At 72.4% G+C, this 26,993-nt stretch carries 18 protein-coding genes; 9 read left to right on the top strand and 9 right to left on the bottom strand.

Annotated elements, in window-relative coordinates; all coding sequences use genetic code 11:
- Positions 1 to 3 precede the first annotated feature (3 nt).
- Positions 4 to 3,543: an AgmX/PglI C-terminal domain-containing protein gene (locus tag WMF22_RS29240; RefSeq protein ID WP_438031906.1), complete on the bottom strand. Its 3,540-nt coding sequence runs from the start codon at positions 3,541 to 3,543 to the stop codon at positions 4 to 6.
- Between the two features lie 274 nt (positions 3,544 to 3,817).
- On the opposite strand from WMF22_RS29240, the gene WMF22_RS29235 reads away from it, so the two are divergent.
- Together WMF22_RS29235 and WMF22_RS29230 are read left to right on the top strand one after the other, a co-directional pair.
- Positions 3,818 to 4,486 carry a hypothetical protein gene (locus WMF22_RS29235; RefSeq protein WP_438031905.1) on the top strand — a complete coding sequence of 223 codons (669 nt, stop codon included), beginning with the start codon at positions 3,818 to 3,820 and terminating at the stop codon, positions 4,484 to 4,486.
- A 51-nt stretch (positions 4,487 to 4,537) separates the two neighbouring features.
- Positions 4,538 to 5,626, top strand: a complete 1,089-nt coding sequence (locus WMF22_RS29230) for a Kelch repeat-containing protein (RefSeq protein WP_437293299.1) — start codon at positions 4,538 to 4,540, stop codon at positions 5,624 to 5,626.
- Positions 5,627 to 5,739: 113 nt separating this feature from the next.
- Here the strand turns inward: WMF22_RS29230 and WMF22_RS29225 are convergent, their stop codons facing one another.
- Positions 5,740 to 7,806, bottom strand: coding sequence for an ATP-binding protein (locus tag WMF22_RS29225; protein WP_438031904.1), 2,067 nt, complete (start codon positions 7,804 to 7,806; stop codon positions 5,740 to 5,742).
- A gap of 163 nt (positions 7,807 to 7,969) precedes the next feature.
- On the opposite strand from WMF22_RS29225, the gene WMF22_RS29220 reads away from it, so the two are divergent.
- Together WMF22_RS29220 and WMF22_RS29215 are read left to right on the top strand one after the other, a co-directional pair.
- Positions 7,970 to 9,196 carry a sigma-54-dependent Fis family transcriptional regulator gene (locus tag WMF22_RS29220; RefSeq protein WP_437293297.1) on the top strand — a complete coding sequence of 409 codons (1,227 nt, stop codon included), beginning with the start codon at positions 7,970 to 7,972 and terminating at the stop codon, positions 9,194 to 9,196.
- Positions 9,197 to 9,352: 156 nt separating this feature from the next.
- The gene (locus WMF22_RS29215) at positions 9,353 to 10,132 is read left to right on the top strand and encodes a hypothetical protein (protein ID WP_437293296.1); all 780 of its coding nucleotides are present in this window, start codon (positions 9,353 to 9,355) and stop codon (positions 10,130 to 10,132) included.
- Between the two features lie 82 nt (positions 10,133 to 10,214).
- Here the strand turns inward: WMF22_RS29215 and WMF22_RS29210 are convergent, their stop codons facing one another.
- Positions 10,215 to 12,125 (bottom strand): DUF4215 domain-containing protein, encoded by a 1,911-nt coding sequence (locus WMF22_RS29210; RefSeq protein ID WP_438031903.1) that lies wholly within the window; start codon positions 12,123 to 12,125, stop codon positions 10,215 to 10,217.
- 268 nt (positions 12,126 to 12,393) lie between these two features.
- On the opposite strand from WMF22_RS29210, the gene WMF22_RS29205 reads away from it, so the two are divergent.
- Both WMF22_RS29205 and WMF22_RS29200 read left to right on the top strand, forming a co-directional pair.
- The gene (locus tag WMF22_RS29205; RefSeq protein WP_438031902.1) at positions 12,394 to 13,158 is read left to right on the top strand and encodes a TVP38/TMEM64 family protein; all 765 of its coding nucleotides are present in this window, start codon (positions 12,394 to 12,396) and stop codon (positions 13,156 to 13,158) included.
- A gap of 652 nt (positions 13,159 to 13,810) precedes the next feature.
- Positions 13,811 to 15,556 (top strand): glycoside hydrolase family 5 protein, encoded by a 1,746-nt coding sequence (locus WMF22_RS29200; protein ID WP_438031901.1) that lies wholly within the window; start codon positions 13,811 to 13,813, stop codon positions 15,554 to 15,556.
- 265 nt (positions 15,557 to 15,821) lie between these two features.
- Here the strand turns inward: WMF22_RS29200 and WMF22_RS29195 are convergent, their stop codons facing one another.
- Positions 15,822 to 17,237, bottom strand: a complete 1,416-nt coding sequence (locus tag WMF22_RS29195; RefSeq protein WP_438031900.1) for a right-handed parallel beta-helix repeat-containing protein — start codon at positions 17,235 to 17,237, stop codon at positions 15,822 to 15,824.
- 488 nt (positions 17,238 to 17,725) lie between these two features.
- Here WMF22_RS29195 and WMF22_RS29190 point away from each other — a divergent pair, with 488 nt between their 5' ends.
- Positions 17,726 to 18,733, top strand: coding sequence for a hypothetical protein (locus WMF22_RS29190; RefSeq protein ID WP_437293291.1), 1,008 nt, complete (start codon positions 17,726 to 17,728; stop codon positions 18,731 to 18,733).
- Between the two features lie 63 nt (positions 18,734 to 18,796).
- Here WMF22_RS29190 and WMF22_RS29185 read toward each other — a convergent pair whose 3' ends face one another.
- The 5 genes from WMF22_RS29185 to WMF22_RS29165 form a co-directional block, all read right to left on the bottom strand.
- Positions 18,797 to 19,171 (bottom strand): DUF4406 domain-containing protein, encoded by a 375-nt coding sequence (locus tag WMF22_RS29185; protein WP_437293290.1) that lies wholly within the window; start codon positions 19,169 to 19,171, stop codon positions 18,797 to 18,799.
- Between the two features lie 9 nt (positions 19,172 to 19,180).
- Complete coding sequence (locus tag WMF22_RS29180; RefSeq protein ID WP_437293289.1) at positions 19,181 to 20,215, bottom strand: aspartate-semialdehyde dehydrogenase; 1,035 nt, start codon at positions 20,213 to 20,215, stop codon at positions 19,181 to 19,183.
- A gap of 161 nt (positions 20,216 to 20,376) precedes the next feature.
- A complete protein-coding gene (gene glgC / locus WMF22_RS29175) occupies positions 20,377 to 21,639 on the bottom strand; it encodes a glucose-1-phosphate adenylyltransferase (RefSeq protein ID WP_437293288.1) in 1,263 nt (420 codons plus the stop codon).
- Positions 21,640 to 21,735: 96 nt separating this feature from the next.
- Positions 21,736 to 23,406: a serine hydrolase domain-containing protein gene (locus WMF22_RS29170; RefSeq protein ID WP_438031899.1), complete on the bottom strand. Its 1,671-nt coding sequence runs from the start codon at positions 23,404 to 23,406 to the stop codon at positions 21,736 to 21,738.
- Positions 23,407 to 23,619: 213 nt separating this feature from the next.
- Positions 23,620 to 24,447, bottom strand: coding sequence for a TIGR02452 family protein (locus WMF22_RS29165; RefSeq protein WP_438031898.1), 828 nt, complete (start codon positions 24,445 to 24,447; stop codon positions 23,620 to 23,622).
- 661 nt (positions 24,448 to 25,108) lie between these two features.
- Between WMF22_RS29165 and WMF22_RS29160 the strand changes: the two genes are divergently transcribed.
- Together WMF22_RS29160 and WMF22_RS29155 are read left to right on the top strand one after the other, a co-directional pair.
- Complete coding sequence (locus tag WMF22_RS29160) at positions 25,109 to 25,939, top strand: matrixin family metalloprotease (RefSeq protein ID WP_438031897.1); 831 nt, start codon at positions 25,109 to 25,111, stop codon at positions 25,937 to 25,939.
- 132 nt (positions 25,940 to 26,071) lie between these two features.
- Complete coding sequence (locus WMF22_RS29155; protein ID WP_438031896.1) at positions 26,072 to 26,872, top strand: helix-turn-helix domain-containing protein; 801 nt, start codon at positions 26,072 to 26,074, stop codon at positions 26,870 to 26,872.
- Positions 26,873 to 26,993: the final 121 nt, after the last annotated feature.

Here is a 26,993-nt window from a genome sequence, read left to right as displayed (position 1 = left end):
GCGTCAGCGCGTGACGGCGCCGAGCTCCACGAAGGCTCCGTCGGTCATGACCACGAAGGGGCGCTCGTCGAAGGTCAGACCGCCCTTGCCGTCGTGGTCGACGATCTGCAGCTTGCCCATGCCGTAGCCCATCGGGCCGCGCGCGTAGTAGTGCGCCTGCAGGGTGTACCGGTTCGCTCGCTGCTCCCGGGGCGCGCGGATGGTGAAGCACTCGGGCCCGTAGCCGGTGGTCACGTCGGCGTAGAGGCGCCCGCCGCCTGGCAGCGTCGGGTCGCCGTAGTAGGCGTGGCCGCCGCGGTCGTCCCGGATGTGGAAGTCGACGTCGTTGGCGTCGGTCTCCCAGTTCAGCACGAAGCGGAGCGAGGGCGCGTTTTCGAGCGCGGCGCCGGCCTTCGCGAGCCGGGCCAGGATGGCCGCCCGGCGCGCGGGCTCCGCCTTGAGCCACGCCGCGGCGACAAGGCCGAGATCCTCGCGCAGAATGCCCTCCACGCCCGCGAAGCGCCCCGGCGGGTAGCGGCGCGCGACGCCCGCCGCGAGCGCGTCGAAGGCGGCGGCGTGCTCGCCCCGCTTGAGGCGGGCGAACGCGAGCAAGCGGTGGCTCGCGGGGTGGTCGGGGCGCTGCTCGCGCGCCTTCTCGTACGTGTCGACCGCGAGCTCGAGGCCGGCACCGCCCGCGAGCCGCTCGAGGCGCGCGCCGGCGAAGCGGCGGAGATCCGCGCGCGCCGGGAACAGATCGATCAGCGAGCCGTACGCGCGGGCGGCGCCCGGCGTGTCGCTCGCCGCCTCGAGCGCCTCGCCGAGCGCGACGAGCGCGAGCACGTCGCCGGGGGCCTCCGCGTGCCAGGCCCGGGCGTCGCGCACGGCGGCAGGCGCGTCGCCCCGGGCGAGGAGGTCGTGGATCTGCTTGAAGCGGCCGGTGTACGGCTCCGCTCGAGGGGGCGCGGCGTCGCCGGGCGCACCGGGGGCGTCGGGCGAGGGCGCGGCCAGCGCGGGCGCGTCGCTCGAGGGCGGCGCGAACAGGATCGGGTACACCACGTCGGCGCTGCCGCCCTCGGGCGCGGGGAAGGTGAGGTCGCGGAAGGCGCGGACCACGCAGGAGACCGTGGCCGCGTCGGGCAGATCGGAGCCGCCGTCGCGCGCGTTGACGAGCGCGCCGCGCGGGTCGATGGTGAAGCGCACGACGACGCGGCCTTGCAAGCCCGCGTCGCGCTGGAGCCCTTGCTCGTAGCAGAGGCGGAAGCGGCCGAAGCTCTGGCGGACGATCCGCTGGATCACCTCCGGCGGGAGCCGGCCGCTCACCAGGGTGGCGCCCGCGCGGACCTGCGGCGCCCTGGCCCGGTGGCTGCCAGCGAGGCGGCCGTGCCCGCTGCCGAAGCCCTGGCCGGTGCCCGTGGCCGCCTCGGCGCTCGGCGCGGGCGCCGCGGCCCCGCTGCCGTGGCCAAGGGTGCCGATGTCGCCGAGGCCGATGCCCTCGCCGCGACCGCCGCCGCCCTCGCCGACGCCCGATAGCCCGAGCCCGCCGGCGCTCCCGCTGGCGCCCGTCGGCGCGACCCCGTCCACGATGAAGAAGTGTCGGGTGTCCGCGCCGGCAGGAGGCGCCGGCGGCGCGGGGGGAGGGCGCAGGGCGGCGCTCCCGCCAGGGGAAACGTCGGCGCTCTGCTCCGTGGAAACCTCGGCCTGCTTGCCAGGCGAAGCGCCGGCGACCGGGCGTTGGGCCGGCGCGGGGGCCGGCGGCTTCCCGGACTGCGGCCGCGAGCGCCTCTGCACGGCGACGCGGCCGCCCTCCACGGTCAGGATGTCGGAGAGCCCTCGCCGGGCGATGTCGAAGCGCGCGTAGTCGTGCTCGGTCTCCAGCACGAGCAGCGCGGTGTACGGGCTCAGCACCCGGTGCGCGATCGAGAGATCGATGATCTGCTTGCGGATCGCGTCCTTGTCGCCACCTTCGCCCTCTCGGGCGAGGAGGCCGTCGATCTTCGCCCGGGCCCAGGAGCGCTCGAGCAGCGGGCGCTCCACGCGGCGGAGGTCGGGCGTCGTGGCGCGGCCGTCGACCGTGAGCCGGACGGGCAGCTCGGCCGGCACCTCGGCGTAGACGAGCGCCTCGTCGCCGGGCTGCACGCCGTTCAGGGTGCGGGGCCAGACCCAGCGCGCGCCCTCGATGTTCACCGCGATCCCCGAGCGCGTGGCCGAGCCGAGGCGCCGCTCGATCTCGGCGGCGCCGCGCGCGCCGTCGACCACGGCGCCGTCGCGGGGCAGGCCCGCCGCGACGAGCTGCCGCAGCGCGACCTCGTCGCGGAGGCCGCCGAGCGCGACCGCGTCGAGCCGCTCGACCCCCGCGCCCCGCAGCGCCGCCGCGGCGCCGCGCAGCGCGCCCGGCGCGACCTCGCCCGCCGTGGCGATGCCGTCGGAGAGCAGCACCACGCGCCGCTGGCCGCGGGCGCGCGCGCGTTCGCCGGCCCAGCGGAGCGCGCGCCCGAGATCCGAGGCGCCGAGCGCCTGCCGCTCGCGGATGCGCGCGAGCTCCACCTCGCCGAACGCCGCGGCCGCGCCGTCGAAGACGGGGGTGACGGCCTGGTCGTAGCAGGCGACGGTGAGCGGCGCGCCCGGGCCGCCTGCCTGGGCGACCGCCCGCGCGAGGGCCGCGAGCACGCCGAGCTGCTCCTCGAGCCCGAGCGCGCGGGAGGCGCTCGTGTCCACGAGGATCACCGCGGAGGCGAGCGGATCGGGCCGCGCGTCGACCGGAGCGCTCACGCGGGCGAGCACGAGCTCGCCGCTGCGCAGGCCGCCGCGCGCCTCGATCGACGCGAGCCGCGCGGGATCCACCACGAAATCGGCCTCGGGCGCGGCGTCGTCCCGGCGCAGCGCGTGGACGGGCGCCGCGGCGCCGGCGACGGTGGCCTCGATGTCGAGGCGGCTCACCGTGGGCAGGCCGCGCAACGGGACGGCGAAGGGCGCGTCCGGGCGGAGCTCCTGGGAGTACGACAGGACGATGTGCTTCACGCCGCGCGCCGGGATGGGGAAGACCCGCGCGCTCACCTCGTTGCCCGCCGCCTGCTCGAGCAGCGCAGGGTCCTGCTTGCGGTGGAGGAAATCCTCGTACGCCTCGCGCGCGCGCTGGCGCTCGACGACCTCGCCCTCCTGCCACCGGTCGTCGATCTTCATGGCGAGGCGCCCGACGCTCGCGCCGGGCGGCAGCGTCACGCTGAAGGTGCCCTCGAGCACGCGATCCTCCGGGTTCTCGAAGGTGAGGTGCAGCTCGGCGAGCGCGAGCGGCGCCTCGATCACCGCGCGGCCGGTGAGCGCGACGAGGCGCAGCCCGGTGCCGTCCGCGGCGGTGAGCCGGAACGGCGCGGCCTCGGCGCGGCGCGCCGCGACGGCGACGGCCGGCGCGGCGGGCAGGGGGCGCGGCGCGGCAGGCACGGGCCCGCGCGAGAGCGAGGCGGGGGTCGCGGGCGGCGAGGGGCTGTCGGCGCAGCTGAGGAGGGCAGGGACGAGGGCGGCGATCGCGGCGAGCGCAGCGCGGCTGCGGAGGAGGGCTCTGGGCACGGGGCATCTCCGGTCGTTGCGCGGTGGGCCGAGCCAGGGCGCGGGCCCGCCGGCGGTGGGGCTGGGCGATCGACAACCCGGGCGGGCCCGAGGTTCCCGCCTCGGCGAGCGCGGCCGAGCGGCGAATCCCACGGCGTGGTCGGTGCGGCGTGGAGACGCAGGGGACTTGCATCCTCTCGACGGACAGCATCACCGCGGGGGCGCGACAGGGGCGCCAGCGCCGGGATCGAGGCATGTGTCCAGCGTGCGCTTGAACTAGATTGCCGCGCACCTGATGCAGCTCCTGAACCTCCCTCCCGCCGAGCGCAGCTCGCTGCGTGTGCCGGGCGCGCCGTCGAGCCGCCGCCGGCTCGTCCCCGTTTTCCTGCTGGCGCTCGCGGCAGCCGCGTGCGGCGGCGGCGAGCGCGGGCGCGCCGGTGGCAACGGCGGTGCTGGCGGCAACGGCGGCGACGGCGGCGACGGCGGCGACGGCGGCGACGGCGGCGCCGGGAGCGCGGGCCAGGGCGGCGCGCGTTGCCACGACTACACGCGCTTCGACGCCGGGCGCCCCGTGGAGTTCCGGACGGAGGTGCTGCCGCTCCTGCAACGCTCCTGCGCGACCGGCGCCGCTTGTCATGCCGACACGGGCGGCGACCCGACGCGGCCCTACCTGGGACCTACCGCGAGCACGCCGCCGGCGCAGGTCAGCGCGGAGGAGCTCGCCGCCATCCGCGAGCAGAACGTGAACGTCGACTCCGGCGAGGCCTCCGGGATGAAGCGCGTGGCGCCGGGGGACCCGGAGCACAGTTACGTCATGCACAAGATCGATGGAACGCTCGAATGCGAGCTCGTCTCGTGCGACGAGGGGTGTGGCCTCGCGATGCCGCCGACGCTGAAGCCGCTCTCGGCCGGCGAGAAAGACACCGTTCGCCGCTGGATCGCTCATGGCGCCGCGATCGATTGAGGAGGAGGCCGCCAGCGGTCCATGGCTTCACTCAAAAGGAGATCCGTCACGATGTCTCACTGGAACGGTTCGCTGTGGTTTACACGGTGCATGCTCGCCGCGGCGAGCGCTCTGGCAGTCCTGGGTTGCGGCGACGACGAGCAGCTGCAGCCGGCCCCGACGGCCCCAGCGTTCCGCTGGCTCCCCACGGTCCCCACGGGGGAGGCCCGGGAGCTCGATCTGCCGCGGGCTCAGCCCCCGCGCCGCTATCCCGACCTGCCCGAGGCCGTCAGCTCCTTCGGCGCCGCCCTCACCGACGACACGATCTATACCTACGGAGGGAACCTCGGAGGAGGCTTTGCAGCCGAGCACCAGTCGACCGGGTTCCGGCGGCTCTCCCGCGCGCAAGGCGGCGCCTGGGAGGACCTCGGGGCCGTGGAGCACCTGGAGAGCACCGCGCTCGTGGCGCACGGCGGCTTCCTCTACCGCATCGGCGGACTTCGCGTGGACAGCGCCATCGACGAGCCCGAGGTCCTCACCTCGGTGGCGACGGTCCAGCGCTACGATCCACGCGAAGGGACATGGCAGGCCATGCCGGACCTGCCCGAGGGGCGCTCCGGGCACGGGGCCGTGGTGGTGGGCGACCGGCTGTACGTCGTGGGGGGCTGGACGCTCGCGGGCCCCGGCGAGCTGCTGACCCGGGGCGTCGTGCTCGACCTCTCGACGCCCGACGCGGCGTGGGTCCCCCTGCCCGAGGCGCCGTTCACGCTCCGCTCGCTGGGCGTCGCGAGGCGCGGTGACACGATCTACGCGCTCGGCGGCGTCGGCGAGGGGATGGCGTTCTCGGGCGAGGTCTACCGATTCGACACGAAGACCGAGACCTGGTCGCCCGGCCCGGCGCTCCCCTCGGAGATCCCGATTGCGGGCTTCGGCGCGACGGCGTGCAACGACGAACAGGACCTCTACCTCAACATCGCCGACGGCCTCTTCCGGCTCAACGCGGCGGGCGACGGCTGGGAGCCCGCGGGAGCCCTGGAGTTCACGCGGTATTTCAGCCCCCTGATCTGTCCTGGCGGCGGCGAGGTGATCGTCCTCGGCGGGCGATCCGCGGCGGACAACGAGCTGACCGCATCCGTCGAGTCCGTCGACGTGGCGCGGTAACGGCCGCGCGCCGGGCGCAGGAGCGCCGGCTCATCAAGTGGAGCTGGCTCCAGTTTGCTGGAGTCGTGCAACCCGTCGGGCATGCGGTGAGGAGCGGGCTGGCCTCCCTGGGTTCAGCGCGTGACGGGGATCGTGCAGGAGAACGTCGTCCCCGCGCCGAGCTCGCTATCGACAGAGATCCGCCCCCCGTGCGCCTCGACGATGCCCTTGACGATGTACAGCCCGAGCCCCGCGCCCGCGCAGCGCGCCGCCCGCCCTTGCCAGTAGCGATCGAACAGGCGCGGGATGTCTTCCGGCCGGATCCCCGTGCCCGTGTCGCTGACGGACAGGCGGACATCGGGCCCCTGGCGCTCCGCGCCGATCGTGATCTCCCGTCCTTCGGCGGTGAACTTCAGGGCGTTGCCCACGAGGTTCGACAGCACCTGGAGCATGCGGCCGCGGTCGCAGCTGAGCTCCAGGCCGCTCCCCGGAAGGAGGGTGTGGAGCTGGATCCGCTTCTGCTCGGCGAGCGGCGCGAGCATCTCGGTGACCTCGCGCACGAGCGAGCCCACCTCGCACGGCTGGATGTCGAGCTTCAGGCCCTTCGCCTCGATGATCGCGGCGTCGAGCAGCTCGCCGAGCATCTCGACGGCGCGCTCCGCGGCGCGCTTGATCTGCCGCGCCCGATTGCGGAGCGGCTGCCCCGCCGCGTCCGCGGGGGCCGATCGCTCGAGCAGGGACGCGGCCAGGATGATCGACGACAGCGGGTTCCGGAGGTCGTGCGCCGCGATGGCCAGCGCCTCCTCGCGGAGCCGCCGCGCCCGCTGCTCGGCCTCGTAGAGGCGCGCGCGCTCCAGGGCCTGCGCGCATTGCAGGGCGAGCGTGGTCATGAAGCGCCGGTCGTCCTCGCTGATCCGGCAGGTGTCGCGGTACGTGACCCCGAGCACCCCGATGGTCACGTCGCCCAGCGTCATGGGGACGCAGATCAGGGTCTTGGCCCAGTCGCCTGCCGGCGCGTCGGGGTAGGCGGCCTGATACGCCTCGATCGACTCGAAGATCAGCAGCTGGCCCGAGCGGATGCAGTCGACGACGGGCATGCGCGCGGACATGGGAATGCGGCGCAGGCGCGCGACAACGTCCTCGGGGTAGCCGGGCGCGCGGAGGACCTCGATCACGTCGTCCTCCGCGAGCAGCGCGACGTACCCCGCGTCGGCGTAGAGCGCGGCGAGCCCGAGCGAGAGGACCACCTCGGCCACCTGCGCGGGCGTCACCGCGCGCGAGAGCTCGGACGTGAACGTCTGGAGGCGCGCGACGCGCGCCTCCGCCAGCTCGACCCGGATGCGCGCGACGCGCTCGCAGGCGAGCGCCCGCTCCCGCGCCTCCTCGGCCCGCTTGCGGCGCTCGATCTCCTTCACGACCTCGACGACGTACAGCGGCGCCCCCGCGCGATCGCGGGCGAGCGAGCGCGTGACCGCGACCCAGAGCATCGACCCGTCGCGCCGCACGCAGCGCTCTTCGGTGGTGGACGAGGGGATCTCCCCATCACCCAGCGCATGGACGTGCCGGAGCGCCCCCTCCGCGTGGTCCGGGTGCCGGAGATCCTGGGCGCGGAGCGCCAGCAGCTCCTCGACGGTGTATCCGAGCAGCTCACAGAGCTTCGGGTTCACGCGGAGCAAGCGGTCGTCGAGGGAGACGTGGGCCATCCCCACCGCCGCCTGATCGAAGGCCGCGCGGAACCGCTCGTCGCTCTCGGCGCGCGCGACGTTCGCCGCGCGCGCCGAGAGCAGAGCGCGTACGGCCGTCACCAGGAGCCGGCTCTCGGCCGGCCATGCGCGCGAGCCGGCACGACAGCAATCGTACGCGGAACCATACGCTGAACCATACGCGGAACCGCACGTCGGACCGAGCGTCGAGCTCGACATCGATGGCCGACCGACGGCCGCGTTCGGCCGGCTGGCGTGCAGCACCGGCGTGGCCGCCGCGCCCAGGGCCGCCTGGAGGCGCTGGCAGAGCTCGCACCGCTCGCCGTCCGGCAGATCGACGCCGATGAGCACCAGGTCCGGCGGTCGGTGGGCTCTTCGCAGGCTCTCCGCGATCGTCGCCGCGAGCTCGACCCGCAGCCCAGCGGCCTCGAGCGTGCGGCGGATCTCCTCTCGTTGGGCCTCGTCATGATCGACGATCAGGACGGTAGGTGCCTGCATACGGTCCGCGCTCTTCCTTCGGAAAATGGAGCATTGAAATAGCTCACTTCCTCGCGGCTCGCCTCTCGAGGAGGCGTGTCGAGGGTACGAACTGTGCAAGATCCCGGAGTCGAATCGCGGACGATGGCGGACGCAACCGCGCGCTTGAACGAGGGGTGGGCTCATGGCAGCATGGCTGGAATCAGCGCTCGAGGCGGGGCGCCTCTACCGCTCGATCGGCGCCCTGGAGGCGGAGCAGCTGCGCCCTCACGTGCACCGCGCCTGGGTGCGCTCTCACGGGGGAGGGGCCGATCCGCGCCGCCCCAAGGCCGAGTTCCTGAGCGCGCTCGACACCGAGCGCCTGCGCGCGCGGCACCAGGACCTCCTCCTCGCTTCCGAACCCTACCTTCACGCGCTCAGCCTGGCCTCGGGCGACGAGCGCCATGCGATCATGGTGGGGGACGCGCGGGCGATCCTCCTGGATGTCCGCGGTGACGAGCAGACGATTCACGGCCCCGAGCGCGTGCCCGGTCCGGGCGCGTTGCTCGAGGAGCGCGTCTGTGGCGCGAACGGCGTCGGTACGGCGCTCGCCGAAGATGGCTATACGGAGCTCGTGGGGCCGGAGCATTTCATTCAGGGATTCCACGCCTTCACGTGCCATGGGCTCCCGCTCCGGGACGGCGATGGGGCGGCCATCGGCGTGCTCAGCCTCTCGGTCAGGAGACCCGAGATTGGCTGTCGTCTCCGCGAAATTCTGCTCTGCGCCGCGCGCGCCATCGAGATGGATCTCCTCGCCATGCGGCTCGAGCGGGACATGGATCGTCTGCTCACTGCGCGGGACGTGCCCATGGAGGACCTGCGGCGGTTGCTCCAGGACATCCTCCAGGCGCGGGCCGCCGCGCGGCTCAGGATCGAGCTCGCCGCGGATCAGCTCGCCGGGAGCGTCCTCGCCCAGACGCGCGATCTGCTCCACCTCGCCGCCAGCGTGCTGCGCCGCTTCCAGCGCTCCGCCGCGCTGTGGCGGGCGCTCGCGCTGGGCGAGGCGGCGGCGCCGCGCCCGGTGGCGCTCGACGCGCTGATCCGCGATCTCGCGGAGCTGCTGGAGGTCGAGTCGGCTGTCTTCGACGTCACGACCAGCATCGAGGAGCTCGAGCCCGTGGTGGTCCTGGCGGACCACGACACCCTGGCGCGCGGGCTCTTTCGCGTGCTGGTGAGCGCCATCCGGGCTGCGCGCCGCGGCGCCGTGCACCTCGCGCTCCGGGCGAGGCCGACGGGCGGAGAGCTGTGCCTCACGCTCTCACCCGGCGCGGGCTTCGCCCCGCGCGCGCTGCGCCCCGTGCGTGTGCTGGTGCCGGCACACCCGGGAGCCCCGCAGCGCGCGGCGAACGATCGCTCGGCGTGCATGGCCTGAGCCGGCGGGTCCGCGCGCGCCGCTCACCGCAGAAGCGAGCCATCACCATCGCCGATCGAACGGCGTCGTCCCGGCGATCCGATTCTTGCTCCGCGCGCCGCGAGCGGTTCGACGCGCGTTATGCTCGACCGTCTTTTCGCTTGGAGGAGGTCCAGCATGAGTCGATCATCGCTCGTCAACGTCGGGTTCGCGGCAATGTTCCTTGCGGCGGCGCCGCTGCTCCCGGCGTGCGCCGTCGATCCGGACGGCACGGAAGAAGCGGAGTCCACCGGCCGCGCGAGCATCGCCCTGGTGGCGCAGACCAACGGGCGCGTATACCGGCTGAGCAACGCGATCTTCAGCATCGAGGGGCCGATCGTCACGTACCTCGGCACCTCGGATGATCCGGGCGAGACGGTGCTCAGCGCGGCATTGCCCACCGGCAATTACTCGAGCACCCTGGAGCAGGGCTGGGTCTTGCAGCGCGATGATGGGGGCACGTTTGTGCCCGTGCAGGCGACGCTGCTCTCGCCTCCCACCGTCTCATTCACGATTCACGATGGGGCCGTCACGCCGCTGGTCTATCAATTCCAGACGGACGGCACGATCATCACGATCGGGGATGGGCAGCTGGACATTTCCATCGATGTGACCGAGGTCGGCGGTGGCGGCGCGTGCACGCCGTTCGGCGCCGGCTGTGGCGGCGGCGAGTGGTGTGCCCCAGGAGCGCTGGTGGGAGGGGCTCCGGCCTGCCTCCCGGGAGGCACCATCCCTGTAGGAGGCACCTGTGGAGGCGTCGAGGCGTGTGTGTCCAACGCCGCGTGCGGCGACCTGACCGGGGAGGGCGTCACCCTCACCTGCATCGAGCTCTGCCCGGGGAGCAGCTTCGGCGCGCCGTGTGCCAGCGGCGGGAGCTGCATCGACATCGGCTACCCGGAGTTCGGGATCTGCTTCTGAAGCGGGGTTCGCGGCGATCGTCGCCGGGAGCGCGCGGGCAGCTTCCGGTGACGATCGCATCGGGCGGCGACCCTCCGTCGGGTCAGCGCGGAATGAGGTTGCGGCAGCCGCTGCCGCAGGCGTCTCCGTCGCGGTTGTTGCCGTCGTCGCACTCCTCCACGGCCTGGACGACGCCATCACCGCAGTACTCGCCGAGCTTGCAGTCCTGCGCGCACTCGCCGTAGCCGCCGTCGTTCACGCCGTCGTCGCACTCCTCGCCCAGGCCGACGACGCTGTCGCCGCAGATGGGCTTGCACTCGCTGCGCGCCGTCGCGAAGCCCTGCAGCGTGAGCTTGAACGTCGACGCCGCGGTCTGTCGCTCGGCGTGGAACACGGCGATCTGGTAGACGCCGCCGTCCGTCAGGCCGAGGTCGACGTTCCGCGGCTGGATGACATCGTCTTCCTCCGTCGCGTAGGTCACCCTGCCTCCCCCGTTGGCGTTGATGACGAGGCGTCCGTTGACGGCGCTGTGGATGCCGCCGACGTCGACCGCGAGCCGATCGTTGATGAACACCCACACATCGTCGTCGCCGGTGAAGTCGAGCTCGTACTGCTCGCCCGCGTTGTACTGGAACCAGTAGCGGATCTCGCTCGTGAAATGGAAGTTGTGCTTCGGGCTGCCCTGCTCCTTCAGCCAGTCGCCGCCGCCGTAGCTCGGGAAGATGTCGGCCGCGACGCGCTCGGCCGCCGGGGTGAACGGATCGTCGTCGACAGGGAAGAACAGCGGATTCCCGTCGTAGGTCTCCTCGATGTACCTCGCCCAGTAGACCCCGTCGCGCACGTTGCAGCTGTGGAACGCCTCGCTGTGGATGTCGCCGCACTGCGGGGTGGCCTGGGCCGACGAGGTGCACTCCTCGTCGTTCACCTCGTTGCCCACGTTGCCGCAATAGTGCTCGCTCTCCTGGGACAGCAGGGTCCACTGCTCTCCGTCCTCGCCCCAGCGGTTCACGAAGCGGCCGTCGCCGGTGTCCCAGAGCGTGAGGGTGGTGACCGTGGTGCTGTTGGTGCCGGGCACGTCGTGGTACCACTGGGCGAAGGTCTGCGCGCTATTGACCAGGCTGTTTGCGGTGGTCATGTACGTCGGCTTCTTCTCGGCGTCGAGCCGGGGCGCGACCATGTTGAAGACCGGCGTGCTGCGGCCGGGACCATCCGGCTCGAAGTCGGGGTGGGCCTCCTTGAAGTCGCGGAAGACGACAGGCACGGCCATCGATCCCGAGGGCTGGGGAACGGCGCAGGTGTAGCCCGGCTCCTCCGTGCACGTCGCGGAGCAGCCGTCGCCGTCGATGTTGTTGCCGTCGTCGCACTCCTCGCCGAGCACGAGGCCATCGCCGCAGGTGGACGCGCAGGAGCCCGCGGAGCAATCGGGCTCGGCCTGGCAGCTCGAGGAGCAGCCGTCGAAGGGCATCGTGTTGCCGTCTTCGCAGCTCTCCGCGCCCTCTTGCGTCCTGTCGCCGCAGGTCGTCCGCGTGCAGGCGCTCGGGCTGCCGCTGCACTTGAAGCCGACCTCCACCTTGCAGGTCGGCGAGCAGCCGTCGGTCGCCTCGGTGTTGCCGTCGTCGCACAGCTCCGGGAACACGACGGCGCCGTCACCGCAGCGCGCGATACGCGTGCAAGCGACCCCGGGCAGCGGGCACGACCAGCCGAGCTCGACCGAGCGGCAATCCGCCGCACAGCCGTCATCCCCCACGGTGTTTCCGTCGTCGCACGCCTCGTCGTTGGTCAGGCCCCCGTCGCCGCAACGGTACGCGCTGTCGCTGTCGCCGATGTCCGATCCGCTCCCCGTGGTGTCGCCGTCGCCGAGATCGCCGCCGGTCGTCGTGGTGGGATTGTCCCCGCCGCCACCGGGGCCACCGCCTCCGGAAGGGCGGTCGGCGCTCGCAGAGCAGCTCGCCACCAGGGCGGCGCAGCTCGTGATGAAAATGGTTGAACCAAGCCACGAAGATCGAGGACGCATGACCTGCTCCTTCCGGTTGCCCGGGACCTCTCGGGATGCGTGAATTGGCGACAGTCTCCCACGCGGGTGCCCTGAATTCGAGCCCTTCCTGCGCGCGCCGCGGTCTCCAGGGCTGTTGAATAAGGCGACTCCCCCTGTGCGTGGACAAATCCTGAACCAGCGTCTCTTTCCCCCGAGGGCGGACCGCGTGAGGGACGTATACTCGCGCGCCTGCTGGCTCGCTCCTCCTCGCAGGGCGGCCGGCCCGTCACCGGACCTGGAGCGCTGCATGTCGCGATCGTCTGACTCGACCCGTCCTCCGGGGGGCGCACGCCTCCCCGGCGCGACCGCGCGCTCCCGGCGCTCCTGGCCCGGGTGGGCCGGCTTCTCCGGCCTGCTCCTCCTGGTCATCCTCGTGCCGTTCTTCCTCTTCGCCGACAGCCTCGAGGCCGCGGCGCGAAGGCTGCTCGCGGCGCCGCCTTCGCCCGCGGCGACGGCGCTCGTCCTCGGCGGATTGCTCGCCGGCGATATCGTCCTGCCGGTGCCATCGAGCCTGGTGAGCACGGCGGCGGGCGGGCTTCTCGGCTTCTGGCGCGGGACGGCGGTCTCCTGGGCGGGCATGATGGTGGGCTCGGGGCTGGGTTATCTGGTCGGCGCGCGCGCGGGCGCGCCGGCCTTGCAGCGGATGGTGGGCGAGGCGGAGCTCGCGCGCCTGACGCGGGCCGCCGAGCGGCACGGCCGCTGGTTCCTGCTCCTCTTCCGCGGCGTGCCCGTGCTCGCTGAGGCGTCTCTCGTCTTCGCGGGCGCGGGCCGCATGCCCTTCTGCGCTTTCGTCACGGTGACGGCCCTGGCCAACCTGGGCATCTCGGCGACCTATGCCGCGGTGGGCGCCTCGGCCGCGCGGCTCACGTCCTCCCTGCTGCTGCTCGCAGGGATGGTGCTTCTGCCGGGGCTCGCGCTGCTCCTCGTGCGCCTGCCGGAGCGCTGGCGGAGACCGCGAGGGGAGGGCGAGGGCCGCGGACGCGGAAGCGGAAGCGGAAGAGGAGGGGAGTAGCGTTACCCGCTCAGCCGCCGGCACACCCGCCGCCGTCAGGATCGATGAAGGCCGGAGCAGCGCGTCGACGCGTCGACGCGTCGCGTGCCCCGTGACAGGCATCGTGGCGAGTCGTGGTCTTTCAGCGTGCCTTTTCCATTGACGAGCTCTGCCGATGTCCCCTTTCGTCGAGTTTGACGCTGTGCGCAGGATGGATGACGCTGCGCACCTGTCGAATGACGCTGTGCACCTATCGAATGACGCTGCGCGCCCCCCGGGAGCGCAGGGCGCCCGGGTGGTCCGGCGATTGATGTGCAATTCGAAAGTCAAGCGCCTCGTGGTGGTCGCCCGCTCGTGCAGCGCTCCTGCAGGATCCCGTTGGAGGAGAGCGCCTCCTGCGATCCACCGTCGTGGGAAAAACACCGCCCTATCGATAACCGGTCCGGGCATCGGGGGATGCGTCTCGTCTTGACCCTCTGTTTGGTGGCGGGTAACATGCGAGCCCGGTTGGCAACCCGTCGGTGTTGCTTGATTGCGAATTCTGCGCAGGGTCGACTGTAGAGCGTGACCAACCGTTTATCTGGCTGAGATTGTCTTACGGACGAGCCGTGGGGGTTGTCGCTCGAAGCAGTGCGCCGTGCTCTGAATTTGTGCTTAACGAAAGAACGAACCTATGAGAATCCGAAGAAGCCATATCTTCTTGTGTTCCTTCGCCGCCCTTGCTCTGATGGGCATCGCCTGCGGTGGTGATGGATCGACCGCGGCGACCGGGGGTGGGCTGACGGGCTCCGGCGGCGCGGGCAGCGGCAACGGCAGCGGCGCGGGCACCACGGTGGGCAACGGCGCCGGCGCGGGCACCACGGTGGGCAACGGCGCCGGCGCGGGCACCACGGTGGGCAACGGCGCCGGCGCGGGCAGCTCGACGAGCAGCGGCGACACCAGCGGCGCCGGCGCTGGAATCCCGAGCGGCAGCGGCAGCGGCAACCCGGACGCGAAGCCCACGCCGGACACCGACGGCTCGCCGACCGGCAGGTTCCGCGTCAACCTCGACAACGGCCGCCTGACGCAGGACGGCACGGAGATCCAGGTTCGCGGCGGCAACTGGTTCGGGCTCGAGGGACAGGACGATCTCGAGCGTCCCGGCGCCATGGAGCTCTTCATCGGGTCGATGTGGTGGGCGGAGAGCAGCGCCCCGCGCACGATCGCGGACACGATGAAGGAGCTCACCAGCTCCAACCTCAAGTTCAACACGATCCGTCTCCCCATCGCGCCGCAGACCCTGGTCGCCAATCACCCGGACGGCAACTACAGCACCACCGAGCCCCGGATCAGGAACAACGACGAGAGCGTCTACCCGTACGCCAACGCCCTCGAGGCGCTGGAGGACTTCCTCAAGCAGGCCGACCAGAACAAACTGAACGTCATCATCGGCATCCACTCCTGCTCGAACCACCTCGGGTGGCGCGCGGGCAGGCTCGACGATTCCCCGAAATACGTGGACAGCGATCGCGAGAACTACGATTACAAGGCGGACGACTACAACTGCCTCACGGGCGAGGACGCCTACAACTACGACAAGTGGCTCGCGGACATCCGTACGATCGCGCAGCTGCCCAAGAAGCTCGGGATCAAGAACATCATCGGCGTCGATTGCTTCAACGAGCCGTGGAAGTACAGCTGGCCCGAGTGGGCGGACATGGCCAAGGCCTGCTACGACGTCATCGCCGAAGAGAACGACGACATGATCGCGGTGGTCCAGGGCGTTTCCGGCAGCCACCAGCCCGCGGGCGCCAGCGGCCTGACGCTGGAGCCGGAGCCCCACGGCGACCCCGACCTCAACCCGAACTGGGGTGAGAACTTCTACGGACAGACCGCCTATCCGATCCAGATCCCCCGGAATCGGCTCTGCTTCTCGCCCCACACCTACGGGCCTGCAGTGTTCGTTCAGAAGCAGCACGTCGATCAGTCCAAGCCCGAGTGCGTCGGGCTCGAGGACGAGGCGGCCGCCAAGGCCGGGTGCGGGCTCATCCTGGAGCGGAGCAACGCAGCGGCTGTCGCGAAGCTGGAAGCGCAGTGGGACGAGCACTTCGGGTTCCTGCACGACCAGAAGTTCTGCGTGATCACCGGCGAGTTCGGCGGCGTGAAGGACTGGCCGAAGAACGAGATGGATCCGCCGCTCGCCCAGCAGTGGGCGCACCTGCCTGCCGGCAAGCGCTACGACTGGGAGTGGCAGAACATGTACGTGGACTACCTCATCAAGAAGAAGATGACGGACTTCACGTACTGGTCCATCAACCCCGAGTCGGGTGATACGGGTGGTATTTACAACCACAAGTACACCGACGCGGACAAGTCGGGCTGGGGCACCTGGACGGGGCTGGACACCGAGAAGGTCGAGATGCTGGCCCGCCTCAAGTAGGCCGAGCCGCTGACGAAGAAGACCGCCCGCGGGCCTGGACCTGCGGGCGGTTCTCTTTTGTGACTCCAGCTTTGTGCACCCCGCTCTACAGCGCTTTCCGCCCCCCTCTGCACCATCCAGAGCCGCAGCAGAGCGGCAGCAGAGCGGCGGTCACCCGCACAGGAGACGGGCCCAGATCGGCGTTTTCGGCGCGCAAGCGCACTCCAGTGCGCTGAGCACCGAAAACGTCGAGATGGGCCCGTATCCGAAGCGGGTGACCGCCGCTCTAATCGCAGCTGTTGTTGCGGGCGTTCACCAGCGTGAGGTTGCGGAAGGTGCTGTTCTCGGCGCAGGGGTTCTCGTTGACGGCCGTGTCCGTGATCGTGAGGTTCTGGATCGTGATGTCCGAGGAGTTCGCGAACTCGGCGCGTGCGGCCAGGCGGATGTCGCCGCCGCCGTCGACGGTCCCGGACTCGGCGGCGATGTTCACGTTGTGGCAGTTCTCGATCAGGATCGCGTTGTTGCCGGTGTCGGCGAGATCGATCCGGTCGATCGTGACGCCCCCGCTCTCGGACACGCAGAAGATCCCGCGCCCGCCGCCGCGGGCGATGACCTGGCCGACGTGGATGTTGGTGGGGTAGCCGCTGCCGATGCGCCCCGCGCGGTTGGCGAGCCGGAACGCCGCGTAGCCGGTGCCCGCGCCCGCGTTCACGGCGTCGACCTTCCCGACCTCGGCGTTGGTCGTGTCGTTCAGGAGGAGGCCGCATTCCCCTGTGTCGCGCGCGATGACGGTGCCGATGCGGATGTCGTCGACGCCGTAGGTCTCGACGGCGTGAGAGCTGGTCCCCTCGGCGTGGACATGGTCGATCTCGATGTTCTTCACCTTGTTGGCGCGGTCCGAGCGCCCATGGTTGTCGATGCGGACGCCGAGTCCGCTCGAGACGCGCAGCTCGACATGGCCGAGGCGCAGGTTCTCGACGTCGCGGAAGAACATGGCGTAGAGCGGGGTGCCGCTGATCGTGACGTTCGGGATCTCGATGTCGGTCCGGCCGCGCGCGTAGATGGGCGCGTTGTCGCCGGAGCCGGTGCCGGTGACCTCGATCGTGCCGCAGACGTTGAGCACGGTGTAGCTGGGCACGTTCAGCCTCGAGCTCGCGGCCACGGTCCCGGAGCCCTGGACCAGGACGCTCTGCTTGCTGGTGCGGCCGGAGCTCAAGCTGTCGAGCGCCGCCTGCATCGCGGCCCGCATGTCGCCGCCGCTGTAGACGTTGCGAGCGCCGTTCTTCGCGATCCAGTCGGATCCGGATCGGGTCACCACGGCGTTGTAGCCGCTCGTGTCTCCGTCGCACGGATACGCCGCGTCACCACCGCCGCTGCCGCCCGTTCCGGCCCCTCCGGCGCCGCTGCCGCCCGCTCCGGCCACGCTGGAGCCCGCGCCTCCGGCGCCGTTCCCGCCGGTGCTCGCCGCGCCGGAGTCCGCGCCTCCGCTGCCGGTGCTGCTCGTGGCGGCGGAGCCTCCCGAGCCCGCCGCGCCGGCGCCCGACGTCCCGCCGCTCGCGACGCCGCCGCCCGCGCCAGAGCCACCGCTTTCGGGCGAGCCCCCCGTCGCCGAGCTGCCGCTTTCGGGCGAGCCCCCCGTCGCCGAGCCGCCGCCGCCGCTCTCCGGGTCGCTGCCGGCGTCCGAGCCGCAGGCCGCTGCCATGAGCAATCCGATGAGGGTTGCGGGTATCGCTGAGATGGTGCGCAATCGAGTCTTCATTCCAAGCTCCGGACGGTGAAAGAGACCTGGCGCCCCCTGCTCCGCGCTCGCGCTCGGGGCCCGGCGCCCGGACCCCCGAGGGGCAGCGTCGAGCGTCGACAGGACGGCCGTCGCCAGGAGGGTGTCGACGTGGGGGCAAGACCAATCACCGCTCTCGACCGGCGACGCGCTGTTCGCGTGCAAGCGCACGATTGCAGTACTGCTCGTCACCGGATCGAGGCTCGAGGCTTCCCCAGCCGCCCGCATCGATGGCGCCCGGAGCCGCCGGCGCGCCCGATGGCTCGCACGGCAGCGCGCTCGCCGATCGGCGGCAGCGGCGCGCTGCCGTGTTCCGCGGCGCTCCCGGCTTGGATACGCTGCTTCACGAGCTCCCCCGTCTCGTGTGTGCATCCGGGGCCGAGCGCGCTGCTGTTCGAAGCCCCGCACCCGCCATGTACCGTACCGCCGCTCCCCTGCCTCCCGAGCCGCCCCGCGAGTGGCAGCTCATCGTCGAGGCCTTCCTGTACGAGCACCTCTCCGTGCCCGAGGCATGGCTCGCGCGCGCCGGGGGCACCGTCGCGCTGCTCGTCGGCGCGCGGATGCTCGCGCCCGAGCACCACGGGGAGAACCGCGCCTGGCTGTTCGGCGATCTGCGGCGGATGGAGGGCCAGCGGCCGCCGCTCCTCGCCCCCGCCTCGTTCGGGCTGGAGCGCGTGTGTGCGCCGGGCGAGGCGGAGGCCCTCCCGCGGCACGTCGCCGTGTGCCCCTGGCCCGACGCGGCGGGGATGACGCTGGCGGGCATCGCGCGCCACCTTCCGGGCTCCCGCTTCGAGATCGGCGCGGCGGCGGAGGTCGCGGCGCAGCTCGCGCGCGTGCGGCTCGCGGTGCCGCACGCGCGCTTCACGTACGCGCGCGTCATCGTCTTCGAGAGCGGCGAGGTGCGGGTCGCGCCGCCCCTGCCCGAGACGGAGCGCTCGGCCGCGCTGAGCCATACGGGGTTCGAGTACCTCGATGATCTGGGAATCAGGGTCTCCCAGCCCCACGACCCCGGCGAGGTGGAGCCAGGCTTCGGCGTCGCGTCGGCGCTCTTCGAGCTCGTCGTGGGCTTCGGCGAGGCGGGCGGCGTGGCGAAGCGCCAGTTCCTCCACGCCGCGGTCACGGCGCAGCCCGCGCACCCGCTGCCGTCGGACTTCGGCGTGCGCAGCCGCGAGGTCGACGCCCTCGTCGCGCGGGGCACGTCGGGCGACGCGTCGCTCCCCGAGCTGGCGCAGGCGCTCGCGGCGCTCAGCCAGGCGTTCGACGGCGCAGCCGCGCTCGGGCGCGCGGTGCGCGCGAGCGTCGCCGCGGCCGCGCCCTCGCCGCCCCACGGGCAGACGTGGAATGGAAAGCGTATTTACATGCTCTTCCCCGACGTGCAGGCGCTCCCTGTCGGCGCTGGCTGGCCGGGGTCCGAGCCCTGAAGAGACCGCGCCGCCGCGGCGTCTCGTGCGCCTCCCACGTGTCTCTCGTGTGGCCAGCCGCGGCTAGGCGCAGCCCGGCACCTCGTCGAAGCTGAAGAAGACCTGCTTGCCCATGGAGCGGGACAGCTCGACCATCTCGTCGGCTCCCTTCGAGGGGCCGCCGATCCGCAGGCAAGCGTCGCAGCGCGCGACGAGCCGGCGGGCGACGGGATGGAAGATCTCATTGAAGATCTCGTCGCCGATCTGCCGCGACCCGGCGTGCTCGATGAGCGGCAGCGCGAACCATTCGCCGAGGACGGGGAGGTGGCCGGCCCGGAAGAGGCGCACCGCCATGTCGTTCATCGCGCGAACGTTGGCCGCGATCAGGACCGGATCATCGCCCGTGCCCGAGCGATACGGCCCGGCGACGAGGATCATGAGGGGCTGGGTGGCTTGCATCGTCTGCCGTCAGGGGGCCTGCAGGTCCCGATCGGCGCTCGGGAACCAGCGCGTCGCGGCGCGGACCGCGTTGGTGGCCGCGCCGAGCCGAAGGTTGTCCCCGACCACGGTCAGGCAGACGCTCTTCCGGTCGCGGTCCCGGTGATCGGGGCGGATGCGCCCGACCAGCGCGAGGTCGCGGTCGTGCACGCAGTGGAGCGCGCTCAGGCCCTCGCCGGCGGCGCCGGGCAGGTGCTTCACGAAGGGCGACTTCGCCGGATCGCCCAGGATGCTCGCGACCCGCTCGAGATCCACCGGGCGATCGAACGTGACCCACGCGTTCTCGTAGTGGCCGACCGCGACGCCGACCCGGCAGCACTGCGCGGAGACGCCGAGCTCCGGCATGCTCAGGATCTTGCGGCTCTCGAAGATGAGCTTCCGCTCTTCCGAGGAGAAGCCGCTCTCGTCGGTGCCGCCGTTGTGCGGGACGGTGTTGCCGGCGTAGCCCGACGGCTTGAACGGCAGGCCCAGGCGATCGAGGGCCTGGAAGCCGTCGCGCGCGTCCGCGAGGAACGAGTCCAGGGCGGCGATGCCGGCGCCGCTGACCGCCTGGTACGTGCTCACCGTGACCGCGCTCAGCCCGAACTCCCGGCGCAGGGGCGAGAGCGCGAGCATCAGCGGGATGGTCGTGCAGTTCGGGTTGGCCACGAGCCGGACCGAGTCGTCGACGATGCTCGAGTTCACCCCGGCGACGACGAGCGGCACCTTCGGGTCGGCGCGGTACGTGTTGCTCTTGTCGATCACGCGGTACCCGAGCTCCACGAGCCGCGGGACGTACCGCTTGCTGTGATCGTCATCCAGGGCCACGAACGCGAGGTCTCCGCGGGGGGCGTCCTGCGTCTCGAGGCGCGACGCGCCGAGCACCTCGTACGACTTGCCGTCGAGGGTGAGCTCCTGGTCCCGGCTCGCGAACAGGGCGAGCGTCGCGCCGGGCCAGGCCCGCGCGATGAGGGTGATGGTTTCGCGGCCGACAAGGCCCGTGGCGCCGAGGATGCAGATTCGCATAAGGGCGCTCTTTACCAGACCGGGGCCCAGCCGACGAGGGGCGAGTGGCCGGGCGCCGCGGCGGCGTTCTGCCTACCTACCTACAGCCTGGCCGCGCGGCGCGCCCCTCCCGCCCGCGCGCCCAGCCGCCGTCCCCTCGGCGGCCGGGGCGCGGCCCGCGCTCAGATGACCGTGCCCGGCGGGACGACGGCGTTCTTCGGGACGACCACGATGCCCTCCCGGGCCGCGTAGTACGGGGCGTCGCTGTCCGGCCGGTCGGGGATGTTGCGGATCACCACCCCGTCGCCGATGCGCGCGTTCTTGTCGATGATCGCGCCGTCGATCGTGCACCCCCGGCCGATGCCGATGGGCGGCAGACCCCGCGTGCTCTCGGGGCCGTGGGCCTGGAACAGCGACTCGTAGTCCGCGCCCATCATGACCGTGTTCGACATGGAGACGTGCGGCCCGATGGAGGAGAGCTGCCCGACGACCGACCGGGAGATCTTCGACTCGATGATCCGGCTCCCCTCGGCGAGGAGCACCTGGTCGAGGACCGAGCCGGCGGTGACGTGGGCCGGGGGGAAGAACTGCGGGCGCGTGTAGATCGGCCGCTGCGGGTCGTAGAACGAGAACGGAGGATCGGAGTCCGTGAGCGCGAGGCTGGCCTCGTAGTAGCTGCGGATCGTGCCGATGTCCTCCCAGTACCCGTCGAACGTGTAGGTCATCATCCGATGGGTGTCGAGCGCCCGGGGGAGGATGTGGCTGCCGAAGTCGGAGGCGTTGTCGTGCTCGAGCATCTCGTAGAGCGCCTTCGCGCTGAAGATGTAGACGCCCATCGAGGCGAGCCACGGGGTCGCCGGATCGGGCACCTGCCGCACGTTGTCGAGCAGCTTCATGTCCTTCGGCTTCTCGATGAACCTGACCACCCGCCCCGTGTCGTCGGTGTCCACGATGCCGAGGCGCGACACCTCGGCCGTCGGGACGGGGCGGACGGCGAGCGTGACGTCGGCCCGGGTCTCGCGGTGGTGCTCGAGGAAGGGCTCGTAGTCCATGCGGTAGAGGTGATCGCCCGAGAGGATCATGACGTCCCGCGGGTTCGGCGATTTCACCTCGACGAGCTGCTTGCGGACGGCGTCGGCGGTGCCCTGGTACCAGTCGCTGTGGGTCGGCGTCTGCTCGGCCGCGAGGATCTGCACCGCGCCGGCGGAGAAGACGTCGAATCGGTACGTCTGCGTGATGTGGTTGTGGAGCGAGACCGAGTTGAACTGCGTGAGGATGTGGATGCGGTTGAACCCCGAGTTGAGGCAGTTGCTGATCGGGATGTCGACCAGCCGGTACTTGCCGCCGGTCGGGACCGCTGGCTTCGAGCGCAGCTTGGTGAGCGGGTAGAGGCGGCTTCCTACGCCTCCGCCGAGGATCAAAACCACCACGTCGTTGTGCTTCAAGCGGGTCTCCGCGAGGTGAGGGGGACGGTTCGACGCCCGGGACGATGGGCGCGGTTACACTAGCAGGAGTGGCGAACCCACCGGGCTGCAGATCGCTCAGCGGCAGCGGGCTGGGCGGTCGCGCGGGCCGGGGGCTTCCCGGCCGATCGCCCCCGTCTGCTCCTCCACGCTGAGCGACGTGATCCGCGCGTCCGGCGAGGTGTCCACGCGCACGGCCAGCGAGAGCGCGCCGCGCTCGCAGCGCAGGCCGAAGCGCGCCGCCGTGGCGCTCTCCACCACGGCGGAGCCGTCGAGCGCGCACGCCCCCACCCGCGCGCCGGCGTCGCGCAGCGCCTCTCGCAGGGAGGCGAGGTGAGCCTCGGGGAACCAGCCGGGCCTGAGCCTGCGATCGAGCGCCCCCGTGCGCGCGCGGCCGATGACCGAGGCGACGGCCTGAGCGGCGCGGCGCACGGGCGGGGAGGGCGGGGCGACGCGCGCCTCCATGGCGCCGGTCGCCGCCAGCTGGCCGAGCACGTCCGCGTTGAGCGACTCGAGATCGGCGCCGGCGACGTTGGCGAGCGCGACGACGCCGACGCCCCGCTGCGGGAGGAGCGTCACCGACGCGGAGAAACCGTCGATCAGGCCATTGTGGAAGACCACGTGGCCGAGGTCGCAGTCCTCGCGCACGTGCCAGCCGAGCCCGGGGCCGTCGTCGCCGCCGCCGGCCGGGAACGCCGAGCCGTTGCGCGCCATCAGGTGCGACTCGCGCACCGTGCTCCGCCGCAGGGCCCCTGCCTCGGGCGCGTCGCGCGCGGGCCAGGCGGCGAGCTCGAACCCGACGAAGCGACCCATGTCGGCGAGGCTCGCGTAGAGCCCCGCGGTCGCCTCGGAGGCCCCGAGCCGCCAGGGCTGGATCGGCGCCACGGCGCCGTCGTCGACGCCGTCGACGCCGCGCGCGTGGGGCGACGCGAGCGCGCCGGGCGGCACCTGCGACGGGTCCCAGGCGGCGTCGCGCATGCCGAGCGGCCCGAGCACCGCGTCGCTCATGTAGCGCCGGTACGGCACGCCGGCGGCGCGCGCGACGATCAGCCCGAGGAGCGAATAGCCGAGGTTCGAGTAGGAGGTCGCGGTGCCCGGCGCGCTCTCGAGCCCGAAGCCGTCGAGCGTGGCCAGGATCTCCCGCTCGGTGACGTCGCGCGACGTCGACGCCGGGGGGAACACCCCGAGCCGCGGCAGGCCGGAGCTGTGCGTGAGCAGGTCCCGGACCGTGATCTGCCGCGCGTCGCGCGTCGGGTAGACGACGCCGGTGAGCGCCGGCAGGTAGCGCGCCGCCGGGGCGTCGATCGACAGCCGCCCTTCGTCGCGGAGCCGCAGTATCGCCGCCGCGGTCAGCGGCTTGGTGACGGAGCCGATGCGGAAGCGCGTGTGCTCGTCGACCGCTCCGCCCGCCGCGGCGTCCCGCACGCCGAGCACCGCCTGGATCGCGAGCTCCTCGTCGATGACGACGCCCAGCGCGAGCGCCGGCAAGCGCTCCCTCTCCGCGGCGCGCCGCGCGAGCGCCTGCACGCCGGCCGCCGCCGCGCGGAGCTTCCGCCCGCGCTCCGGATCGAGGAAGCGCGGCGCCGGCGCGGGCTCGCTGGCGAAGCGCTGGTCGAGCGGCGCCGCGGCCCCCCGCGCGACGGCCCGCGGCGCGGGCGCGGTCGACGCGCACCCGCAGAGGAGCAGGGGTGACGCGGAGAAGACGGCCGCGACGAGGAGCGCGGCGAGCCTGTCGTCGATCGTCCTCAAGTCGGAGCCATGACTCTCGCTCTTCGATCGCGACCCGACAATTCGAAACGGACCCGGCGGAAGGGGCGAGTCCTCGATTTTGGCGGTGGAGGTAGGCGGGGGGCGCGACGTCGCGCGACGTATGCGCAGCTCTGGGGTGGGGATCCCACGGTGTGATCCGCGCGGGGCCGTGGCGGCGCGCGCGGGATCGGAGGCGCCGGCGGCGGTACGCGCCTACGCCTGCGCGAACCGCTCCTGGAAGGCCCGGTAGTTCGGCCGATCGGCGCCCCGGTCGTACACCGCGAACACCACGCGCGAGAACGCGCCGCGGAAGCGCGGGCGCTCGAGGCACTGGGCGAAGACGTCGGCGACCTCGCGCGGATCGTTGCGGAAGACGCCGCACCCCCACGCCCCGAGGACCAGGCACCGGTGCCCGTGCGCGCCCGCCGCGGCGAGCACCATGTCCGCGCGGCGCTCCAGGGTGGCCCGGATCTCCTGGTCCGTGGCGTCATCGCGCTGGAACGCCTCGCCGGCGTTCGGCGCCGGCGCCGTGAGGATCGACAGCGCGAACGGCCGGTCCAGCAGGGCGTGCTGCTCGTCGCGGAAGAACGGCACGTCCGGCGAGTAGATGATGTGGTCGGTATAGAGAAAGCTCCCGCAGGCCCGGTTCTGGTCGTAATACTCGCGCTGCTCGACCAGGGACGCGTACAGCGCCGAGCACCTGGCGAGGTCCTCCTCCTGGGCCTTGGCCCCGCGCAGGAACCCGCCCCCGGGGTTCTTGGCGGAGGCGAAGTTGAGGGCCATGACGCGGGCCTCGCCCTCCTGCTCGATGAGCCTCCGCCCCGCCGCCCCGGTGGTCTCGCCGGTGACCTCGATCGCCGTCGGGCGATCGAGGCGCTCCTTCGGCTCCCAGGCGTCGAGTGATCCGGGCCGGTAAAGCACGGTCCCCTTCACCGCGGCGAGCACGCGGTCGCGGATGCGAACGGTCGCGCCCGAGGGCGCGATGTACTCGCCGCGACTCGCGATCTGCACGGTCTCTGCGGCGATGCTGGTCAGCTTCATGCGCCCAAGGATTGGCGAGCCGCGGCCGCTCGTCCAGCGAAACGCGCGGCGCGGGCGCGGCGGGGCGCGCAGCCCCCTCTGCCGGAGGAGCAGGCGGGCCGGCGATTTCCTCCAGTCAGGGTTCTCCCTCGCTCCCCGCCCTGCGCCGCGTCGGCGCCGCACCGAGAAGAGCGCCCACTGCCCGTCGCGCGCGGCGAGCTCGAGCCGCCGGCGCGCGCCCCCCGCGGGGGTCGCCACCGGGCGCGGGCGCGCCACCCCGCGCGGCGCACGATCACGACGCTCGACGCTGTTCGCGCGATGGAAGCTGCACGACGGCGGGACGAAGCCCGATCGATCCACCGCGTCGAGCCGGTCCCGGCGGCGCGCGCTGCTTCGATCTCGATACGCAAGTCCTTGCACAGGTGCGCAAGCGCCCGCTCCACACGTGTGGACTCCATCGCTCCGCGCTTGACCTCTGGACCGCAAAGTCAAGCCATCGCGCGTGCGGCACGTCGCTTGCCAATATCGGACAGCGAAACCGGACGCCATCCGCGTCCGTACCAGCAGTCGAGTCGGCCCGACCCGCCGTGGGGGTCCCGTGGCGCCGTCCGGCGGAGCTCACTGCGGTGCTGCGCGCCCTCGCCTGACCCGAGAGGGAAAGGCATGAACGAGAGGTACTTGTATGATGAGTCATCTGTCCACGAAGTCTCTTGGTCTCCTCGTCCTGTCGCTCGCGTCGGTCGGGTGCGCCGCCGGCGCGCCTGGGGGAGAGGAGATCTCCGAGCAGGTCGGCGATACAGAGGTGAGCTTCGACGAGTTCGAGGCGCGCGCCTATCGTGAGCCGGAGAGCGGCATCTACATCGTCGATGGCGACATTCCCGTCGAGGGCCTCGACGGGCTCCAGCGGTTCTACGAGCGCCACGTCCAGCGCGGAGCGCTCATCGTCGATCAGAGCCGTGGGAGGGACGTGAGGTGGAGCGACAGGGAGAAGCGGAACCTCAGCTACTGCGTGAGCGAGGCGTTCGGTGACGACCATGGCGCGGTGGTCTCCGCGATGGAGAGCGCCGCCGCGGCGTGGGAGGAGGTGGCGGGCGTCCGCTTCGTTCACCGCGCGGACCAGGACGACGCGTGTGATGCGCGCAACAAGAGGGTCGTCTTCGACGTGCGCCCGGTCGAGGGGCAGCAGTACTACGCGCGCGCGTTCTTCCCCGACAGCTCGCGCCGCGCGCGCAATCTCCTCATCAACTCGACCGCCCTCGGCCCGCTGGATCTCTGGACGCTCACGGGCGTCCTGCGGCACGAGCTCGGCCACGCGCTCGGGTTCCGGCACGAGCACACGCGGCCCGAGGCGGGCGCCTGCTTCGAGGACGGCGGCTGGCGCGCCCTGACGCCGTACGACGCGGGCTCGGTGATGCACTATCCGTGGTGCAACGGCACGAACTGGGGCGACCTCGACCTGACGGAGCACGACGCGCGCGGCGCCGCGGCCCTGTACGGCCCGCCCTGCCGGTGAGCTCCGCCCCGCGGCGCGCTGCGTCCCGCGCGCGCTGCGTCCCGCGCGCCGCGCCGGCGGGAGCGCCGGCGAGGTGTAGGGAGCCCGAGGGCCCATGGCGCGCGCGCGCCGCGCGTGAGATCATGGCGCGCCATGGATGAGGTCGAGCTCGGTGTCCGGCGATACTCGGCCGAGGTGGTCGCGCACCGCCACGCGCACCACCAGCTGGTCTTGCCTCTGGAAGGCGCGATAGCGCTCTCGATGGACGGTCGAGAGCTCATGGCATCCGGGCTCTCGGGCGCTCTCGTCCCGTGCGAAACCCGCCACGCCTTCGCGGCGCCGGACCGGAATCGCTTCCTCGTCATCGATGTGCCGCCCGCCTCCGCGGAAGCGCTCGGCGCCGCGCCGTGGTTCGAGCGGATCGCCGGCGGGTCGATCGCCCTCGACGCCGCTGCCGCGCACCTGGTCCGGACCGCGGCGGACGAGCTCGACCGGGGCGGCTCGGTCGCGCTGCGCCGGCGGTGGGCGGGGCTGCTCGTGCTCACGCTGGCCGAGCGCGGGGCGAGCGGCGCGCTCGGCGCGCTCGGCCCGACGCGCGCCCCGGAGAAGCTGCGCCGTGCGCTGCGCTTCCTCGAGGACCACGCGCACGAGCCGCTCACCGTCGCGGACGTGGCCGCGCGGGCGGAGCTGAGCCCGGGGCACCTCCACCATCTGTTCCGCACGGTCCTCGGGACGACGGTGCAGGAGCGCATCGCGGATCTGCGCCTCGCGCGCGCGACCGACCTGCTGTCCCGCACCGAGCTCGGGATCGCGGAGATCGCGATCCGCTGCGGCTACGCCGACCAGAGCTGCCTGACCCGCAGCCTGCGGCGCCGCCGCGGCGTGACCCCGGCGGCCCTGCGTCGCGCGGTCCGGGCCGAGCGTCGGGGCGAGCCGCGGCGCGGGCGAGCGTAGTCGCGCTGCTGGCGCGCAGCCTGGGCACAGCGAGCCGGGGCGCGGGTGAATGTCGCTGCGGCGCGGGCCCGTAGTCCCGGCACACGACGCCGGAGCCTGAGCCAAGACGGCGGCCGGCCGG

The sequence above is a fragment of the Sorangium sp. So ce204 genome, assembly GCF_051526795.1.
Taxonomy (GTDB): Bacteria; Myxococcota_A; Polyangia; order Polyangiales; family Polyangiaceae; genus Sorangium; species Sorangium cellulosum_B.
The sequence above is the reverse complement of the archived record's forward strand: the minus strand, read 5'-3'. Positions and strand labels throughout refer to the sequence as shown.